Origin of the sequence: Stutzerimonas azotifigens, assembly GCF_013522725.1 — a bacterium.
Lineage (GTDB): Bacteria > Pseudomonadota > Gammaproteobacteria > Pseudomonadales > Pseudomonadaceae > Stutzerimonas > Stutzerimonas azotifigens_A.
In genome coordinates this window covers 168,408-184,470 of record NZ_JAAMRF010000012.1, presented here as the reverse complement: position 1 = coordinate 184,470, position 16,063 = coordinate 168,408, and the positions used below count along the sequence as shown (strand labels likewise).

General features: G+C 54.8%; 12 protein-coding genes. 11 read left to right on the top strand and 1 reads right to left on the bottom strand.

The window, feature by feature from the left end; all coding sequences use genetic code 11:
• Positions 1-344 precede the first annotated feature (344 nt).
• Positions 345-806 carry a hypothetical protein gene (locus tag G7026_RS20905; protein ID WP_088169740.1) on the bottom strand — a complete coding sequence of 154 codons (462 nt, stop codon included), beginning with the start codon at positions 804-806 and terminating at the stop codon, positions 345-347.
• An 83-nt stretch (positions 807-889) separates the two neighbouring features.
• Here G7026_RS20905 and G7026_RS22760 point away from each other — a divergent pair, with 83 nt between their 5' ends.
• From G7026_RS22760 to G7026_RS20850, 11 genes are all read left to right on the top strand, one after another.
• A complete protein-coding gene (locus G7026_RS22760; RefSeq protein ID WP_126860055.1) occupies positions 890-1,597 on the top strand; it encodes a TIGR02391 family protein in 708 nt (235 codons plus the stop codon).
• A 462-nt stretch (positions 1,598-2,059) separates the two neighbouring features.
• On the top strand, positions 2,060-2,296 hold the full coding sequence (locus G7026_RS20895; protein ID WP_126860053.1) for a hypothetical protein: 237 nt from the start codon (positions 2,060-2,062) through the stop codon (positions 2,294-2,296).
• A 455-nt stretch (positions 2,297-2,751) separates the two neighbouring features.
• The gene (locus G7026_RS20890) at positions 2,752-6,231 is read left to right on the top strand and encodes a tetratricopeptide repeat protein (protein ID WP_134281591.1); all 3,480 of its coding nucleotides are present in this window, start codon (positions 2,752-2,754) and stop codon (positions 6,229-6,231) included.
• A gap of 326 nt (positions 6,232-6,557) precedes the next feature.
• Positions 6,558-7,067: a hypothetical protein gene (locus G7026_RS20885; RefSeq protein WP_134536067.1), complete on the top strand. Its 510-nt coding sequence runs from the start codon at positions 6,558-6,560 to the stop codon at positions 7,065-7,067.
• Between the two features lie 13 nt (positions 7,068-7,080).
• Positions 7,081-9,747 carry a UvrD-helicase domain-containing protein gene (locus tag G7026_RS20880; RefSeq protein WP_134536065.1) on the top strand — a complete coding sequence of 889 codons (2,667 nt, stop codon included), beginning with the start codon at positions 7,081-7,083 and terminating at the stop codon, positions 9,745-9,747.
• Positions 9,748-9,924: 177 nt separating this feature from the next.
• Positions 9,925-11,283, top strand: a complete 1,359-nt coding sequence (locus tag G7026_RS20875) for a DUF4041 domain-containing protein (protein ID WP_003119948.1) — start codon at positions 9,925-9,927, stop codon at positions 11,281-11,283.
• Between the two features lie 354 nt (positions 11,284-11,637).
• Complete coding sequence (phnC, locus tag G7026_RS20870; protein WP_003117867.1) at positions 11,638-12,465, top strand: phosphonate ABC transporter ATP-binding protein; 828 nt, start codon at positions 11,638-11,640, stop codon at positions 12,463-12,465.
• Positions 12,462-13,325, top strand: a complete 864-nt coding sequence (phnD, locus tag G7026_RS20865) for a phosphate/phosphite/phosphonate ABC transporter substrate-binding protein (protein ID WP_003117866.1) — start codon at positions 12,462-12,464, stop codon at positions 13,323-13,325. The genes phnC and phnD overlap by 4 nt, the downstream gene beginning before the upstream one ends.
• An 8-nt stretch (positions 13,326-13,333) precedes the next feature.
• Positions 13,334-14,161, top strand: a complete 828-nt coding sequence (gene phnE, locus G7026_RS20860) for a phosphonate ABC transporter, permease protein PhnE (RefSeq protein ID WP_003298907.1) — start codon at positions 13,334-13,336, stop codon at positions 14,159-14,161.
• 8 nt (positions 14,162-14,169) lie between these two features.
• Positions 14,170-15,180, top strand: a complete 1,011-nt coding sequence (ptxD, locus tag G7026_RS20855; RefSeq protein WP_003152798.1) for a phosphonate dehydrogenase PtxD — start codon at positions 14,170-14,172, stop codon at positions 15,178-15,180.
• Positions 15,174-16,028: a LysR family transcriptional regulator gene (locus G7026_RS20850; protein WP_003118389.1), complete on the top strand. Its 855-nt coding sequence runs from the start codon at positions 15,174-15,176 to the stop codon at positions 16,026-16,028. Before ptxD ends, G7026_RS20850 begins: the two co-directional genes overlap by 7 nt.
• Positions 16,029-16,063 lie beyond the last annotated feature (35 nt).

The following is a 16,063-nucleotide window of genomic DNA, read 5'->3' as shown; positions in this document are numbered from 1 at the left end:
CCAGCCTCGGCTTCGCGTAGAAAGCCAATGATTTGCTCTTCAGTGAAACGCTTCTTCATGTCCAATCTCCTGGTTACTGGGATTGGACTCTAAAGCTGAGCGCTACTCAAATCAGGGGAGACGTCGGATGCAGCCCGTGCTTATCCATTAAGTCAACCCCTAGACACCGATGTGTGAAGGTATCACCAGGGAGAGGTAGAAATACCGGGTCTAACAGACATGAATCGCATCCGCGGCGTGACCTAGGGCCAACGGGCTCATCGGCATTGGCTGCCCAGCTAACAGCAGATGTCGGCTCCTTAACAAGCCTCGACCAGCACCGAACCTGCCACTACGCCATAGATTTATGGCTGCAGGTAGTGAATCGGCCCAGCTTTTGAGACACACGATGTCCACATTTTGCCGGGATTTCTAAGTTGGACTACCCCCGCTCCGGTAGACATCCCCGGCCAGTCGACGAGCTTCAGCATTGGTTCGACAGGCAAAGCGGCTGAATTCACAGTCCACCCGCCAGCCGCGCATCGAGCAAGGATGATGGCCGGGCGGCTAAGGTACGCTGGCTCGGTGAGCTCAGAGAGTTCCTGTCGTAGGGTCTTCTCCAGGGTGACGGTTGCCACTTCGTTCTGGTCGTTGGCTTCTGTTGCGTCCTGCACCTCGTTTTCCACGAGCTGAACTTCATCCAAGCCGTATTCATCATCCGGATAGCTGCAGAAGATGCAGAGCACCTTGATGGCGCCGACTTGATCGTAGGCGGCCACGATGTCGTTGTCTCCTACTTGGTAGGCCTTGAGGGTTTCGATGGTCATGGTGATACCTCGCCGGGTGGCGTTAGATTTTCGTTTGGAGTATCAATGCAGACCCATATGGTCCGTGTTTCGAGGAGAGCTCAGTGGTAGGAATTACTCAGCTGGCCCAGTACCAAGAAGCCTATAAAGTTGCTTTGTCTTTGCATCGGCAGATGGAAGGCCTAGATGCTCCCGCCCTGCTGGTAATCTTTCGCCAGTTTGAGAACCTGATCGTTCCCCTGGTGACGGAGGTCGATGAGGGGTGGGCTCATTGCGGCTCGCTTGGCAGGCACATGACATTCCTGAGGCGCTACCTCGAACAGGGCAATAAGGCTTACTGTGCAAGCGATGCGTTCGATATAGTTTTTCATGACATGCCTGCCTTGGCTGATTACCTTTTTCAGGCGGCAGCCCGTCCTCACCACCTTGATGAGAGGCTTGCGGAGGCGACCTCCCGGCTATTTGAAATCGAAGACTATGGTTCTGTCATAAGGGCAACTTTTCCTGTCCTTTCCTCCCGCATTAGAAGGCTATTTGGGGTTGACCCTGGTAGCGATGGTGAGAATTTGGTCAATGAAGTTTTTGCCAGAAGTGGGGGCACTAACCCGGTTGTGCTTCCTGCGGAAGTTAAAACAGCCTATCGAAATCTGCTTGCTGGCTTCTATGCGATTTTTCGCAATAGGCTGAATCATGAAGATTTCCGGCCAAGTTTCACCCAGGCTCGCGGGGTGGTTGAAATGGCAAACTCTTTAATCAAAGACTTAGAGGCGGTTGCCGAAGAGTCTCTGCAAGCCAACTCGCAAGAGCTATAGGTAAGAGTTTCCTAACTGGCCATCGCATTGAGCAAGGAAGCTAGCCGGGCAGTTGGTGTGTCAGGTGCTAGGCTTATGTGCTCCAAGCCAGGTAAGCGAGGTGGCACATGACTACTCGAGCGAGCGGGACGTTCACCGTCAAGGAAACCGGAGACGGGAGGCCGTATATCGTGTTTGAGCCGGACACTGCTGAACCAGGTTTCCCCAAAGGCCAACTCGGTATCGAACTGGGACACGGGACCGATATCGAAGAGGCCCAAGAAATTGCCAAGTATCTTCGCCAGAAAGTTAGGGGAGTTTCATTCACATCTTGACAGCCTGGCCGCTGGCCGAGCGAGGCTGTCAATAGGTGGTCCTAGCGAATCTCTCGTAATGCTTAAAGATTCAATACTGAGCACCGCCCTCGGCTGCCGGCATGTGGGCGCAGAATGTCGGCGAACTCACTCTGAAGAGGTTCTTGCCATGACTGACTGCCTGATCTGTGGTGCCAATGCCAGAAAGATTGAATCCGGCCTGGACGGCGAAGAACTGAATTGCCCGGACTGCGGACATTACGGGGTATCCGGGACTTTCTTAGCCACGAAACGAGACCGGCGATTTGACATTAATCAAACCCGCATGTGGCTGGAGCGGCATAGGCATGCACGTCCAGGCAACCTGCCGGTGATTAGTGATCTATCCGCTTTATGGGCGATCTGAGCCTGAGGTTTCCCCTAAAAAGAACAATCAGGGACACGATATTGATGATGCTGAGCGTCCGCATCGGGTCGACTTCTGCCGGTCGCGACAGGCCGGAGTCGGCCAGAAGCGGCCGGTGGGAACTGACAAAAATATCTTCAACCATCGCGCTGCCTGAAGAACCGCAGCCTGATATATTTGTGCGAGGCTACGTCAGCACTTCGCGAAGGTAAAAATGGACGCTAATTTTTCGCTACTCGAAAACTGGAAGGTACTCACGGGCATTGGGATCTTCTTCGTGGTTTGTGTCTTTTTTACTGTGAACTTTGTTCGGAACAGCGTGAAAAAGACGAAGCGCATTGAGGTTACGGCCAATGACGGATCGGCAGCCTCTGGTGGTGACATGAACGGAACGATCAACATCAACAACACCACAAACACTAAGAACTAATTCTCATTGACGAACGGACGCGCAAATGAAAGAGAAAGCGGCGCCAGACGCTGAGGTCACTCATGTGCATGCTGAGGGCGGAAGCGTAGCGGTCGGAGGGGGGTTGTATGGCACCGTCAACATTAATACCCCTGACGCAATAGAAGCTGCCCTTCTCTCCGCGCTACAAAAGCACCAAGCCCAGGGCGTTAGCGCGGCCCAGATCGATATAGCGAGGGAGTGGCAAAACGAACTCGACAAGCTGATTGATAGCTTTAAAGAAAAAGTCGAGTCTGGGCAAGCAAACACTGCATTAGGCTTACTTAAAGACCTTCTAGATCGCCAAGCGTCTAAGCTTTCATCGCTACAGGTCTTCCGTATAAAAGCAAATATTGCTGTTTGCCTATATCAGCTTGGAAGGTCAAGCGAAGCGGCCGTCACGTTGCACGAGGCTTGCAGCTTTGCACCAGACGAGCCTAAAGCCAAGGCTAACAAAGTCTTAGCCTATATGTTTGACGGTAAAATTGATGAAGCCTACCAGTATTCCGTAGAGCAACTAAAGCTAGACCCGTCCAACGAATGGCTCGCGGCAAATGGACTCCAAGCCGCTCGAATGTGCTCAGATGATGAGGGTATTTACGATCTTATTGGTGAGGGGGTAAAGCAAACAGAGTCTGTCCAGGCCGCCTATCTTGACGGGCTAGCGGTCAAAAGGATAGGGAACTGGTTGGAGCTTGCGAAAGAGGCTCACTTAAAATTCCCTGACAACAAGACCATCAGCGGAATTGTTGCTGCTGCCGAGCTAGAAGCTGTTGTCGCTGAGCACAATCTTAATGGGAAGTGCAAATTCCCAGTATCAAACCCTGATAGCGTCAATAGAGCAAAAGAGCACCTTGAAAAGAACTGGGCCGAGTTTAGAGAAAGCGAGCATTCTCTAGGGGTTATGCAAGAGGCAGACGCGTGCAATCTCTTGTTGTGCTACGCGCTAGTTGCAGATACAGAGCATCTAAAGCAGTTTAGTATAGAGTTACTTGCTAACTATCCTGAGAACCCTAGATTTGCTGAGCTGGCGGTTCAGATTTCTCTGGACTTCAAACTGTCAGACCTGTTCGATAAAGCAATCAGCCTGCTTGAAAACGAGCAAGAGCGCCGCAGGTATACCTTTGTAAAAAATATTCATGATAGAAACTGGTCTGAGTTAGCAAAAATGCAAAGCTACTCGATAGATCGGTTTGATCCAGAGGTAAGATCTGCCGCAAAAGTTGCAGCTTTCATTGCTCAAGCAAAGCAGGGGCAGGCCCATGGAAAGGAGCGGCTTGAAAAGCTTATCTCAGAAGAGCAGCTTTCGGGTCGCGGAAGGTATACACTATTCGAGCTGGCGCTTGGCTCTAATGTAAGCGCAATAATGCAAATCGCATATGAGTACGGCGTTTCTCAGATAACACCCGAGAATGATTTGTCTGAGATCATATCATTCTGCCGAATTGCAAGAAGCTTCTCTGACTGGAAAATTATAGTTCGACTGCTAAAGGGCATAGCCAATCCTTTAGAGAACTCAGAAGAAACTAGGCTTCTGTGCTTAGGGTATATCAACGATTATCCTGTAAGAAAGGATGCAGTACATTTTTTTGATCGCATCATTGCTGGCGGTCTAGCAAGTATCTTTTTAACATTAATGGTCGGCCTCTTTGGCTATAAACACCATGATTTTGCGCTTGCTAAAGCACAGCTTAATTCCTACCTGAGCAAAGGCGGTCGCGATGCGACAGCGTATCTAATTCTTTCCGACATTTGCCGCTTAGAGAATGACGATAATTCGTTGCAGGAACTCTTAAATGGTTATGAGGCAGAAGAGTTAGAGGGTAGTCCTGAGCAAATAATGCACGTAGCAAAACTACTTACTTTGCATGGCGATGCACAAAAAGGCTTAGCGCTTGGGTATAAAATTTTCGTTGAAAATCCCAAGTCTGCCGAGATATGGTTAGGCTACTCGCATATATTTCTTTTTTCAGGGAAGAGAATAGACATACAAGCGATTGATGATATTTCAGCAGGAGTTTATTTTACACTTACATCCTCCGAAGGAGTTAAAATCGAAAGGCTTGTCGAAGATGACATCGATAGCCAGTTTCTACTAGCGCCGGACAATGTGGATCAATATGTAAAGAAAGTGTACGGCCTAAAGACCGGCGACTCCTTCACGCAACAAAAAATGCAAGGCGATGTAACGTGGACTGTTACGGAAATCAAGCATAAATTTCTTAGGGCCTTTCATTACGTACTTGAAAGGTATGAAACAGAGTTTCCAGATTCTGGCGGGCTTTGGGCTGTAAAGATAGAAAAAGATAATGTCCAGCCAATGCTAGATATTATCAAAAAGAACTCCGAGCATGATGAAAATGTCATTTCCGAGTTCTGCGAGAAACATATTCCAATAAGTGCGATGGCGGCAATTTGGGAGAAAAACCCAATTAAGATTGCCGATATGATTCGGACGTACAAAGGCGAGATTGCCACATGCTCGGGCACGCTAGAGGAGCGTTCGCAAGCTTACGCAATTATTAATGATCACGCTAAAAACGGAATCGTTCTAGATACTTATACCGCTTGGGTTGCATCGTCTCCCAATATCTTTATCGCTCTTAAGAAATCGTACCAAAAAATAATGGTGTCTCGCACCACAATCATTGAGTTGATGCACTTGTGCGACGAGATAAGGGCGTCATTTGGCTCTGAATTGTCTATTAGCTGGCTGAATGGACAGTTTCAGAAAACCATCTCGTCTCAATCAGAAAAAGAGCAGCTTGTAAATGAAATCAGCGAGCGCATCCGTTCACTAGAAGAAAATTTTGAAGTAGTGCAGTATGACTATCCGTCCACCCAGGACGAGATAACGGAGCAAATTCTAGAAAATTTCGGCCCAAATCTGTTGGCGCCATATTTTATTGCATTAAATGGAAACGCGATTTTCGTTTCAGATGACGGCTACTCGCGCGAGTTCGCCAAAGGCCTACTTAACTTGAACTCAGCAGTTTGGCTACAGACACTGCTTGATGTCGCTCTATCCAAATCGAACATAAACCTGGTTGAATATAGCGAGTGCCTGTTTGACTTGGCTAGATATCGTCACAGCCACATAGCTCTAACTGTGGCTGCCCTGAATACAGTCTATGAGCAAGATAACCCAGATCTGCTGAAATTCTCCATAATCTCGAGGTATATTGGCGTACATAATGCCGATATCAAAAGTCATTTTGGATTGGTTAAGAATTTCATAGGGCTAAGATGGATATTAGAAGTGTCTAATCCGGATAACTCCTTGGCCTTAGAATACCTCTTGCGGTCTCATAGCAGAGAGCATCCAGATCACAAGGCAATGAAGGCGACTAGCATCCTAATTCAGAACTTAATTCGGGTTCCCGGTGGTGTTTCGCTACTCAATGCGATTGCACAGATACCAGCATTAAGGCTGTCCACTTATATCGAAGACTGGGCTAGAGGTCACTTCCTGCCTGTTAGCGATTAGCTTTCCGCTACCTCATGAGGTCAATCTAAAGCGAAGGAGAAATTGGCATATAGCCATTTTGCTCAGGCGTTTTTGAAATGAATAGGGCCTGCCTCACTAGAGACCTCAAAGCCTTATAGTGAGTACCACTTAGCTTGGTACGGATCAGTCCGCTTTTGGCCGGAAGCTGCCAGGCATCGGCGTCCGCTTCCGGCCAGAAGCGGACAGTTACGCAGGATTATCAGGCCCTATTTAAAGCTTGAAGGCCTCTATAGAAATAGGGGCGATTCATCAACTGCATAGTGACCATACGCTACAGTGCGGCTAAAAGGACCTAGCGAGTTTTCATGAGCAAACACACCGTACATTCGTCCTATCGCGAAAAACTGTTAGAGCACCTGTTTGTTAGTGAGCTGCTCAAGCGCTCGTGGTGTCTCGATCGTTGCGACCTGGAGGTGGCCAAGCCTGAGGTCGACAATGCTGGCTACGACATCATCCTTGAGGCTCATGGCCACACCCGGCACGTGCAGCTCAAAGCCTCCTTTCAGGGCTCCAGCACCCCTAAGCAAAAGGTCAACTTACGCTTGGCCGAAAAGCCTTCTGGCTGCGTCGTGTGGATCTACTTTGAGGAGGAAACCCTAGCCCTGGGGCCTTACCTATACTTCGGTGGTGAGCCTGGCCAACCCCTGCCCTCCCTCGCGGGCACCAAGGTAGCCAAACACACCAAAGCCGAGCACACCGGGAAGAAAGCAGAGCGTCCAAACATTCGCGAACTCAACCGCGGGGAATTCACCGCTTTTGACAGCCTGGAAGGCATCTACACCGCCCTATTCGGTGCAGCACCGGCACCGCTCTAACCGGACTTTCGGCGTGATACTCAAAAACAGTTTCATGGGCGCCAGCCTGACGTTTTCCCCTAGGTTCACCGCTTACGTTTCGGACAGCGAACTGGAACTTACCCTTGGCGACCAGCGCTATTCGTGGGTCCTAATCGACATTGGGGTTATCGAGCTTGAACTCGGCCTAGTCTGGGCCCGGCTCCGCATCAAGGCACTCGACGGACAAACCATCAAGCTAGATGGCATCGACAAGACCGAGGGCAAGCGCTGGCACACTGCCTTTGAGGGTCTACTCCATAAACAGGTCGCCGAAGCAGGCAAGCAGGCTCTGGCACAGCACAGCTCATGGGCTTCGCAGATCCTTAAAAAGCTGCCAAACACCTGGCATCCATCCTGGCTGGGGCATCACCTGGTCAAGGCCAGCCCGCCGCCGGTCCTGTCATGCGGTCTATCAGCTGACGCTATCGCTACACACCCTTCACTAAGAGCTGCAGCTGCGGCGTATCCGAAAATTCTGCCGGATCTACCGCCCGTGCCGGCTGAAGCAATTAGCGTAGCTCTGAAGCGCCTCAACGAGTCCTTGTTTGAGCAGCACAAGGGTATGCCGCTGTTCGACACTCTGGAGTCGACCCCGCTGACCGAGGAGCAACGCCGAGCGGTCATCTGTTTCGACTCGAAAGTGCTTCTGATTGCAGCTGCAGGTTCAGGTAAGACCGCCACCATGGTGGCCAAAGTCGCCTATGCGCTCGCCATGGGCATTGTTAAGCCGAACGAGATCCTGATGCTGGCCTTCAACGCCGACGCGGCAGAGGAGCTGCAGCAGCGCCTGGATAAGCGACTGACCAACTTACCCGATGCAGACCAGATCGCTTGCCGGACCTTCCATGGATTCGGCCTTTCGGTGATTGGTGAGGCTACGGGCTCAAAACCCCGGCCGGCAGCCTGGCTCGAGGGCGGCCAGGATGTGGCAAAAGTACTTTCGATCATGGAGGAGCTCAGCAACTCGGACCCGGTATTCCGGACGAACCTGATGCTGGTGCGTACCGTGTTCTCGCAGCCGATCGGCAATATGCCCGGCACCAGCACCACCGAGGAACTCGAAAAGGACCTGGTGACCTCCCGGGGCGAGTTGGTTAAAAGCCGTGAGGAGCAGCTCATCGCGGATTGGTTGTTCTTTCACGGGGTGGACTACAAGTACGAAGCGCCCTACCCGCACAGGACTGCTGACGCCGAGCACAGCCAGTACCATCCCGACTTCTACTACCCAGAGGTGGATCTGTTCCACGAGCACTTTGCGCTAAATGCTCAGGGCGAGCCGCCGAAGGAGTTCAAAGGCTACGCAGAGGGCGTCGTATGGAAGCGTGCGCTTCACCAGCAGCACGAGACCGCCCTGTTCGAAACCACCAGTCATACCCTGCGCTCAGGCGAAGGGCTGCCAGCATTGAAAGAGGCCCTGGAAAGCCGTGGGCTCAAACTAAAACCCGACTCCAACCGCATTCCTACCGGACGCCCCGCCCTTGAGACTGACGTGCTGGCGCGGATCATTCGGAACCTGATGCAGCACGCCAAAGGTAACCAGCTCTCGCCTGAAGAACTCAGCCAACGGGCATCTAGGCTCGATCCTATTCGAGGCCCCCTCATCATCGATCTGTACGCCAAGGTTTTGCAGCGCTGGCAGGATGAGCTCAAGGCCACCGGTACAGTCGACTTCGACGACATGATCAACCTGGCCATCGAGCATGCCGAGTCAGGCCGGTACCGGTCACCGTACAAGCTGGTCATTGCGGACGAGTACCAGGACGCCTCGGCCGCCCGCGCACGCATCCTGAAGGCCATCACCGCTCGCCCCGACACCTTCCTCACTGCTGTTGGTGACGACGCGCAAAGCATTAACCGCTTCGCCGGTGCCGACATCAGCGTTATGCGTAACTTCCTGGTGTTCTATGGCTCTGGGACGATTCTTCAGCTGACCCTGACTTTTCGCTGTCCGGATCAGATTTGCAAAGTCTCCAGCGAGTTTGTGCAGGAAAACCCCAAGCAGATCCCCAAAGAGGTGCGAACCAGATCATCGGTGCAGGGCAAGGCTATCCAGTGTTTTGCCGCCAAGCATGAGCGCGAGCTCGGCTCACTGGTGAAGGACCGTCTAACCAAGATCGTGATGAAGCTACGTGCCGTGTGGGACCAGCCGCGCAAACCATCCATCATGCTGCTGGGTCGGTACCGGAGTGACCGCCCGCATAACATGAATGACCTCAAACAGATTTGTGGCCCCGATATCGACCTCTACTTCACAACGGTGCACAGCAGTAAGGGCACAGAGGCCGACTACGTGCTGATGCTCAATGTCGTGGGTGGCCGCAAGGGCTTCCCTAGCCAGATTGAAGATGATCCGGTTCTTCAATGCGCCATGCCAGAACCCGAAGACTTCCCCTTTGCCGAGGAAAGGCGCCTGTTCTACGTGGCGCTCACCAGGGCCCGCCGCGGCGTGTTCATCTTCACGGTCTCCGGCCGGCGCTCGGCCTTTGTCACTGAGCTGGCCAACAAAGGTCATATCAACATTGTCGACAAGGATGGCCAGGCGGTTTCGTCCCAGGCCTGTCCGTCCTGCGGAAAAGGGTTTCGTACGCAACGGACTGGAAAGTACGGAGATTTTATAGGTTGCTCGGAATACCCACGGTGCAATTGGAAGGCCAAATAACTCAAGTCCAGAGGCTGGCATCAGCGACTATTCATGTTCACAAATATCATCACCCCGACCCGCAATAGGCACATAGTCGCTTCTTCAGCGGCCAATACAGTTCGGCTGGGCTATAAAGACTCCCAGGTTGGCGTCCAGAGCCAAGCAACAATTTGATCTACACGAGGAAGGAACCACATGGCCCTTAGTGACTATTGGAAGGGACCTGAGCACCGGAGGCGGGCCGATGATCTTGACCTGCAACTGACTGACCTTCAGGCGCGCTATCAGCAACTTCAGGCACTCACCAGGCAGATCGGCGCCATGGAAGTCGTAGAGGTCAAAAATCTGATCGCTCAGGAGAAAAGAAAGCTGGCGGCCGTGCACCAGGAGGTTCAGCGAGCTGAGCAAGATGCAGCTGCGCTCGCGCAACGCTCCTCTGACTTGCAGAGGGAGATCCTCGTCTGGGAAGAGACACTGCTTCTTGAAAGCTTTGCGCTCTACGAGCCCAAGTTCAAGTTGAACTCCAGCCATGAGTACAAAGCCCGACTGGTCGGGGTTCGCGAGCAGCAGAAAGCCTTAATCAAAAGTGGAACGGCAGCGAGTGGAAACACTAACTGGGAGGTGAATGGGAGCAAGGTAGAAGGTCGGAAGCTGGTCAACGACATGATCAAGTTGGTGCTCCGATCATTCAACAATGAAGCTGACTACTGCGTCGACAATGTAAAATTCGACAACGTAGAGCTGGGCGAAAAGCGCATTCTGAAGTCCTTCGAAACCTGCAACCGTCTCGGCAGAGTGATGTCCGTTGAGCTATCGCGGAAGTACCTGAGCCTCAAGATTGACGAACTGCACCTTGCCCATGAGTTTCAGGTTAAGAAGCAAGAGGAAAAGGAAGATGCCAAGCGCGCCCGAGAAGAGCTGCGGGAACAGCAGAAGCTAGAGCAGGAGATTCGCGCCGCTCGGGAGAAGATCGCTAAGGAGCGCAAACACTTCGCGACCGCAATGCGCGAGCTACAGGCTCGCTTGGAAAAGGCACAATCGGAGGAGGAACGCGCGCCGCTTGTGGCCAAGTTGGCAGAGATTGAAGCAGGTCGCGCTGCGCTGGAAAGCGAAGAGAAGCTTATCGACTATCGCGAACAGAACGCCAAAGCTGGCTACGTTTATGTGATCTCCAACGTCGGAGCATTCGGGGAAGGAATTTACAAGATCGGTATGACCCGCCGCCTGGAGCCAATGGATCGCGTCGATGAGTTAGGTGATGCGTCGGTGCCATTCTGGTTTGACGTACATGCGATGGTTTTCTCGGATAACGCCCCAGCATTGGAAGCAAAGCTTCATGAACGTTTTGCGGCCGGTCGGTTAAATAAGGTTAACGGGCGCAAGGAGTTCTTCCGCGCCGACATTGCTGAAATAGAGGCGGTCATTCGAGAAAACTACGATGCTGCTGTCGAGGTCACTCACGAAGCTCCAGCAGAGCAGTATCGAGAGAGCCTACGGATGGAATCACCCAAGGCTACAGTTCAGCAATTAGAACCAGCTGCAGCACAGAGCTGAATCCCCGGTTTCGTAGGTACCTTCAAGCCTTAAATGGAAGTCCACTAAGTATCTGCATGATCGGCCGCTTCTGGCCGCTAGTGTGCGCTCTCTTGCTTGGATGGCATTACGTTCTGGCCCAACGTTACTGTAGCGAATCCGCAGCAGTATCAATCAAAGCCTCCTGTATCCCGCGTGAAGAAAGACGCTACGTTGCGCCCGTTCTTCCACGGCTTCGCTTGCCGCCCCGCTACGGCAGATTCGAAGCATTCATCGAAATGTCATCATTTAGAAGCAGTGCGTTAACAAGGAATTTCTACCCTTTGCATCGCGAACCGCAATTGTGCGGCCAGCAATATTGCGAAAGGTGATCAAATGACGCCCCATCCGATACAGGACGCCGTGCTGCGGGTCGACCGGTTGAGCGTCGTCTACCCAGGCGGCGTGACAGCCCTACGCGATACCTCGATTGCATTTCGGCGTGGTGAGTTCACCGTGCTGCTTGGTCTCTCGGGCGCAGGCAAGTCGACCTTGCTCCGTAGCCTCAATCGACTCGTCACGCCCACTCGCGGCAGTGTCACCAGCGAGCTCGGTGAGCTCGGCAGCGGCTCGGCCTTGCGTCAGCATCGTCGGCGTACCGCCATGATCTTTCAGCACCACCAGCTAATCGAACGTCAAAGCGCACTGGCTAATGTGCTTACCGGTCGGCTGGCCTTTCACAACACGCTCCGCTCGCTGTTTCCTCTGCCGCGTGCCGATCAGGAGATTGCGCTCAGTTGCCTCGCTCGGGTCGGTCTGGCAGACAAGGCGCTAAGCCGGGTGGACAAACTGTCCGGTGGCCAGCAGCAGCGGGTAGGCATCGCGCGTGCGCTAGCGCAACAGCCCGCGATCATTCTTGCCGATGAGCCGGTAGCCAGTCTCGACCCGGCCACTTCGGTCCGTGTTCTCGGACTGCTGCGCGACATCTGCAAGGAAGACGGCATCACCGCCATCGTTTCGCTGCATCAACTCGAATATGCCCGCCGCTTCGCCGATCGCGTCGTCGGGCTGGCCGATTCTCAGATCGTTTTCGATGCCGCGCCCTCGGAACTCACCGATGCGCAGCTTGAGCGCATCTATGCAGGCCGCTCTACGACTCAGCCAGCAACTGCTCCGGCTGAAACCCCTGTCATGCTCGCACCTTCACTGGAGATGTCCCGATGAAACGCTTATCCGCTCTCTTATTGACCTGTTTGCTGTCCGCTGTTTCAAGTCTGTCCGCCGTAGCGGCCGATGCCGATCCGGATGTGCTAAAGGTTGCGCTGCTGCCGGACGAAAACGCCTCGGAGTTGATCAAGCGAAACCAGCCGCTGAAGGATTATCTGGAAGAGCATCTGGACAAGAAGGTGCAGCTGATCGTAACCACCGACTATTCCTCGATGATTGAGGCGATGCGCTTTGGCCGTATCGACCTGGCGTATTTCGGTCCGCTGTCCTACGTCATGGCCAAAAGCAAAAGCGACATCGAGCCCTTCGCTGCCATGGTCATCGACGGCAAGCCGACCTATCGCTCAGTGATTATCGCCAATGTGGCGTCAGGCGTGAATGAGTATGCCGACCTTAAGGGCAAGAAGATGGCCTATGGTGACCGGGCATCGACGTCCAGCCATCTGATTCCCAAAACCGTGCTTCTTGAGACGGCCGAGCTGACGGGTGGGCAGGACTACGAACAACATTTTGTGGGCACGCATGACGCCGTTGCCGTCAACGTGGCGAACGGAAACGCCGATGCGGGTGGGCTGTCGGAGGTAATTTTCAATCAAGTAGCCGAACGTGGCCTAATCGATCCGAGCAAGGTGAAAGTACTTGGTTACAGCGGCGAATATCCCCAATACCCCTGGGCGATGCGCTCGAACCTGAGCCCCGAGCTGAAAACCAAGGTGCGGGATGTATTCGTCGGTATCGACGATCCCGAAGTGCTGCGCAACTTCAAAGCCGAGGCCTTCGCGCCAATCACCGACGCCGACTACGATGTGATTCGCAACATGGGATCGCTGCTCGGCCTCGACTTCGCCACGATGTGAGCACCGATATGTCTACTCATCATGACGTGCAGGCGCTGCCTGCAGAGCAACGCGAGCACATCCTTCGAGGCTTCGGCCTCGGTTGGTGGCGCCAGCTGGGGCAGGTGGCAATTGTACTCGGAGTGGTGCTGTTGGCCTGCTGGTACGTGGGGCTGCTCGATGCCACCACGCTGCTGAACGGGCTGCCCTCCATCGCGACCCTGGCAGGCGAGGCCATGCCGCCAGACTTTTCGGGCTATCGAAGCTGGATTCGCCCGTTGATCGACACGCTGGCGATGAGCATCGCCGGCACGGCCATCGCAGTGGTGTTCTCGCTGGTGGTGGCCTTCGTTGCAGCGCGCAATACGGCGCCGCACCCCCTTGTGTTCGGTGTTGCCCGGGTGCTGCTCAATGCCCTGCGGTCGGTGCCGGAGCTGATCATGGGCATCATCTTCGTTGCAGCCGTAGGGTTCGGCGCCTTGCCGGGCGTGCTTGCCCTGGGTCTGCATTCGATCGGCATGGTCGGCAAGTTCTTCGCCGAGGCCATCGAGCACGTCGACGAAGCGCCGGTGGAAGCCGCTCGGGCGGCGGGGGCTACGCCGATGCAAGTGCTGCTGCACGCGGTTTTGCCACAGGTGACTCCGCAGTTCGCCGACGTGGCGATCTACCGCTGGGAATACAACTTTCGCGCCTCCACCGTGATGGGCATGGTTGGCGCCGGCGGTATCGGCTTCGAACTCATGGGCTCGCTGCGCATCATGCAGTACCAGGAGGTTGCAGCAATCCTGCTGGTCATCCTGGCCATGGTCACGCTAGTAGACGCCTTCAGTGGCGTGCTGCGCAAACGTTTCAAATAGGACAAACCATGCTGCCGAAACTCGTTATAACTCACCGAGTACACGATGAGATCCTGCAACTGCTGGCGCCACATTGCGAGCTGATGACCAACCAGAGCGACAGCACGCTGACGCGCGAGGAAATTCTGCGCCGCTGCCGCGATGCTCAGGCGATGATGGCGTTCATGCCCGATCGGGTCGATGCAGAATTTCTCCAAGCCTGCCCCGAGCTGCGTGTGGTCGGCTGCGCGCTCAAGGGCTTCGACAATTTCGATGTGGACGCCTGTACTGCCCGCGGGGTCTGGTTGACCTTCGTGCCTGATCTGTTGACGGTCCCGACTGCCGAGCTGGCGATCGGACTGGCGGTGGGGCTGGGGCGGCATCTGCGCGCAGCAGATGCGTTCGTCCGCTCTGGCGAGTTCCAGGGCTGGCAACCACAGTTCTACGGCACGGGGCTGGATAACGCGACGGTCGGCATCCTTGGCATGGGCGCCATCGGACAGGCCATGGCTGAGCGCTTGCAGGGATGGGGCGCGACCCTGCAGTACCACGAGGCGAAGGCTCTGGATACACAAACCGAGCAACGGCTCGGCCTGCGCCAGGTGGCGTGCAGCGAACTCTTCGCCAGCTCGGACTTCATCCTGCTGGCGCTTCCCTTGAATGCCGATACTGAGCATCTGGTCAACGCCGAGCTGCTTGCCCTCGTACGGCCGGGCGCTCTGCTTGTAAACCCCTGTCGTGGTTCGGTAGTGGATGAAGCCGCCGTGCTCGCGGCGCTTGAGCGAGGCCAGCTCGGCGGGTATGCGGCGGATGTATTCGAAATGGAAGACTGGGCTCGCGCGGACCGGCCGCGGCTGATCGATCCTGCGCTGCTCGCGCATCCGAATACGCTCTTCACTCCGCACATAGGGTCGGCAGTGCGCGCGGTGCGCCTGGAGATTGAACGTTGTGCAGCGCAGAGCATCATCCAGGCGTTGGCAGGTGCGCGCCCAATCAACGCTGCGAACCGTCTGCCCCAGGCCGAGCCTGCCGCATGTTGAATCCGGTCTGGCTGAAGAGCCTGGTAGCGATCGTTCAAACAGGCAGTTTTCAGAGCGCGGCGAGGGCGTTGGGGCTGGCCCAGCCGACGGTGTCGCAGCACTTGCAGAAGCTTGAAGAGCAGGTCGGCGTAACGCTGGTGCAGCGCAGTCGTAGCGGCTGCCAGCCTACCACACGTGCGCTGGCCTTCATGCCGCATGCGACCGCCTTGCTCGACATGCACGCCCGGGCGCTAGAAGCCCTGCATGGAAATAGTGAGCGCGTCGGGGCCAGCTCCAACATCGGCACCTACCTTCTCCAGCCATTCGTGCGCAGCTATCTGACGACCGCAAATGAGAGGGGCGAGGTGGATCTGCGCATCGCCGCCAACCCGGATGTGGCCGACCAGCTACTGGCGGGCCAGCTCGACGCCGCGATCATGGAATGGTGGCTACCTCACCCCGACTTCGAACACCGCCTCTGGCGGGTCGAGCCGCTGGTACTTATCGTCAGCCCCGACCATCCGCTGGCTGAAGCAGGGTGCATAGAACGCGATCGTCTGGTGGACCTGCCGATGCTGGGAGGTGAACCGGGTAGCGGTACCGGACGGCTTCTGACCGAATACTTTGGCGAGCTGGGCGTGCCTCGCAGCGGTATGCAGCTAGGCAGCACCGAGGCAGTCAAACAAGCAGTCAGGGCGGGACTCGGCGTGTCGTTGGTGATGGCTTCCGCAGTACAAGACGAAGTTCGCAGTGGCGCGCTGGTAGCTCTTCCCATCCCGGGGCTTGAAAAGCGTCTCCAACTGATCTGGCGCAAACCGCCCGGAAATCTGCACCCGCCGGGATTTGTGCGGCACTTATTGGCCGGTTAGCGACCACCGTTCAGGCTAGCCATTCTTGTCCTCCC

Bases quoted from the DNA above. Each gene is read 5' to 3' on its own strand.
- G7026_RS20905 (WP_088169740.1), bottom strand. From the start codon at position 806: ATGACCATCGAAACCCTCAAGGCCTACCAAGTAGGAGACAACGACATC.
- G7026_RS20895 (WP_126860053.1), top strand. From the start codon at position 2,060: ATGACTGACTGCCTGATCTGTGGTGCCAATGCCAGAAAGATTGAATCC.
- G7026_RS20890 (WP_134281591.1), top strand. From the start codon at position 2,752: ATGAAAGAGAAAGCGGCGCCAGACGCTGAGGTCACTCATGTGCATGCT.
- G7026_RS20885 (WP_134536067.1), top strand. From the start codon at position 6,558: ATGAGCAAACACACCGTACATTCGTCCTATCGCGAAAAACTGTTAGAG.
- G7026_RS20875 (WP_003119948.1), top strand. From the start codon at position 9,925: ATGGCCCTTAGTGACTATTGGAAGGGACCTGAGCACCGGAGGCGGGCC.
- phnC (WP_003117867.1), top strand. From the start codon at position 11,638: ATGACGCCCCATCCGATACAGGACGCCGTGCTGCGGGTCGACCGGTTG.
- phnD (WP_003117866.1), top strand. From the start codon at position 12,462: ATGAAACGCTTATCCGCTCTCTTATTGACCTGTTTGCTGTCCGCTGTT.
- phnE (WP_003298907.1), top strand. From the start codon at position 13,334: ATGTCTACTCATCATGACGTGCAGGCGCTGCCTGCAGAGCAACGCGAG.
- ptxD (WP_003152798.1), top strand. From the start codon at position 14,170: ATGCTGCCGAAACTCGTTATAACTCACCGAGTACACGATGAGATCCTG.
- G7026_RS20850 (WP_003118389.1), top strand. From the start codon at position 15,174: ATGTTGAATCCGGTCTGGCTGAAGAGCCTGGTAGCGATCGTTCAAACA.